The sequence below is a fragment of the Lactobacillus sp. UMNPBX4 genome, from assembly GCF_002554115.1.
GTDB lineage: Bacteria > Bacillota > Bacilli > Lactobacillales > Lactobacillaceae > Lactobacillus > Lactobacillus gallinarum.
The window spans coordinates 1-2,399 of record NZ_PCZF01000089.1 but is presented as its reverse complement, the minus strand read 5'-3'; the positions used below and the strand labels follow the sequence as shown (position 1 = coordinate 2,399).

Here is a 2,399-nt window from a genome sequence, read left to right as displayed (position 1 = left end):
GAATGGACTTTTTATTTTTTATCAAGTGTTCAATTTAATTTTACAATCGGCGAAATTGATATTCTTTACCTTTTGTTTTAATTAATGCGTTAAATAATCTGTCCAATTATGTTTTCGATCTCGATTATCCGCCATTACGCCTTCTAAATCATGAGGCTTGTACGGTTCTTCCAGATATGCCACTTCATCAGAGGTTAAATCTAATTGCAATGCTTTTTCCATTGCATCTAGATGATGGGCCTTAGTTGCACCAACAATTGGTGCTGTCACTTTTGTCTTTAGCCAAGCTAGTGATATAGCAGCCATAGGGACATCATGTTTTTTAGCTAATTCTTCAACTCGATCAATAATTGGTCGATCAATTTCAACAGTCTTACCATATTTTTCCTTAGCAGAAAAAGTATCTTGTTTTCTTCGTGCAGTCTCAGTACCGAAGGGATGAGCTAATCGTCCACTAGCTAAGGGACTATATGGTGTTAATCCTAAATTGTTTTCATGAGCAAAAGTAAATAATTCTCGTTCATCTTCACGATAGATCAAGTTATAGTGATATTGAATTGAAACAAATTGTGGATAATCATGTTCTTTCATATATGCATTCATCTGTGCAATTTGCCATGCATATGCATTTGAGATTCCGATGTAACGTGCTTTGCCTTGCTTCACTACTTCGTTTAGCCCTTCAGCAATTTCCTCCATTGGAGTCAGCCAATCCCAAATGTGGTAAATATAAAGATCTACGTAATCCATTTGTAAGTTTTCTAGACTTTGGTCTAGTGAATTGACTACATGTTCTTTACCTGAGATCCCCTTCTTCATTTCTTCAGGTAGTCTTGTTGCAAACTTGGTGGCAACAACAACTTGATCCCTGTCAGCTAGTTTATTTAAAGCTGTACCTAAAATTCTTTCGCTAGCACCCGCTTGATATGCCGGAGCCGTATCAAAGAAATTCACTTCTAAATCCAAAGCATGAGCAATCACTTGATCAGCTTGTTCTTGTCCCACGGTCCATGAACGATCATTTACGCTCTTACCGCTTCCCTTACCAAATCCCATACAGCCAAGTGCAAATTGAGAAACTTTTAAATCTGAATTACCTAATTGATTATATTTCATTTTAAGTCACTTTCCATTAACTAAAACTTAACTTACTTCTATCATAGGGAAAGTGACTATCTATGTGAAATATTAATTGATTATTTTGCAGTATAACTTTTTTGCATGTATATTACTCTTAATTGATTTTAAAAAAATATTAGAAGTATTTTCGAAAATAAGACAAAAGAGGTCAAGATCTCAATGATCCTGGCCTCTTCTTTATTTATATTCAAATTTTTAATTAACGATAGTCCTTAAGAAAGTCCATCATCTTATCATAATCTGCATCATGCTTAGCATCATATGCATCTTCAACTTTAACAACCTTGTTGTTTTCAGTAATGATTCGATATTCACGCAAGTCATTCTTTTCGTTAGCAACTACAGTAATTTCACCCTTACCTGGAGTTGAATACAAGGTTGGGTTAAGTACTTCATTTAATTTATCTGATAATTGTTGGTTAAAAGCAATTTGATTCATTTTAATATATCTCTTTTCTTAAAACATTTCCAACAACGTTAGTATAACATTAAGTAGTGTGCTTTACCATAAATAGTAAAGAAATTTACTAAATAAACGTATGCGTTTTACTTAGATTTCAGGTGCGGCCATCAGCCATAACCAATAGCAAGACATCATTATAATGCCTAAAAAAGCAATTAAAGTAATAAATTTTTCAAAAAATCCTCCTACTTTATAACGAAAGATTGAATGATGTCTTCTCTTTTTAACAAATGGAGCCCACCAATCTACTCCCTGCTTACTAAAACTATCTTCAACTAAATGCAAAAAATAGCCTAAAATCAAGCCTAGCCAAATACTGCCCCACCAATTTGGCAACTGCCAAGATCGAAATTCAATGGGAATAAAATGATTCATTAAGAAATACAAACCAATGGAGAAAACTAACCAGCCTAAAAATGAATGAGTCACACCACGATGACGTAGAAACAAACTAAAATTGATTGGAGATTTACGACTAGTCGTGCTGTTATATTCATCAATATCAGGTAAAGACGCACCCACACCAGTAGCCAATAAAATTATTAAATTAGATGCTGGATCTGCGATAAATGTGTTGCTAGCAATTAATCCCAGCTCAACAAGCGCGATGCTGCATAAACGATGCGAGCGCGTCAGCATTTTAGTCACCTCTTCATTAGAACATATATTCATATTGTACCATACAAAAATAAGAGATGACAGCATTCAATCTGTAAGAAAAAACACACTATCATGGTAATACAATGTCATTAAGTTAAGACATTGACAAATTGAAAAGAGTCGAATCGTTGTGATT

3 protein-coding genes are annotated in these 2,399 nt (G+C 34.1%); all 3 read right to left on the bottom strand.

All coding sequences use genetic code 11. The features are described from left to right. Positions 1–81: 81 nt before the first annotated feature. The 3 genes from CP355_RS09695 to CP355_RS09685 all read right to left on the bottom strand — a co-directional run bounded on the left by CP355_RS09695 (position 82) and on the right by CP355_RS09685 (position 2,242). Complete coding sequence (locus tag CP355_RS09695) at positions 82–1,116, bottom strand: aldo/keto reductase (protein ID WP_098044432.1); 1,035 nt, start codon at positions 1,114–1,116, stop codon at positions 82–84. Between the two features lie 223 nt (positions 1,117–1,339). Further along, positions 1,340–1,579 (bottom strand): hypothetical protein, encoded by a 240-nt coding sequence (locus CP355_RS09690; RefSeq protein ID WP_003626373.1) that lies wholly within the window; start codon positions 1,577–1,579, stop codon positions 1,340–1,342. A 111-nt stretch (positions 1,580–1,690) separates the two neighbouring features. Next, positions 1,691–2,242: a metal-dependent hydrolase gene (locus CP355_RS09685; RefSeq protein ID WP_025006403.1), complete on the bottom strand. Its 552-nt coding sequence runs from the start codon at positions 2,240–2,242 to the stop codon at positions 1,691–1,693. Positions 2,243–2,399: the final 157 nt, after the last annotated feature.

Excerpts from the sequence above, each read along its gene's own strand:
- CP355_RS09695 (WP_098044432.1), bottom strand. The coding sequence starts at position 1,116 with ATGAAATATAATCAATTAGGTAATTCAGATTTAAAAGTTTCTCAATTT.
- CP355_RS09690 (WP_003626373.1), bottom strand. The coding sequence starts at position 1,579 with ATGAATCAAATTGCTTTTAACCAACAATTATCAGATAAATTAAATGAA.
- CP355_RS09685 (WP_025006403.1), bottom strand. The coding sequence starts at position 2,242 with ATGCTGACGCGCTCGCATCGTTTATGCAGCATCGCGCTTGTTGAGCTG.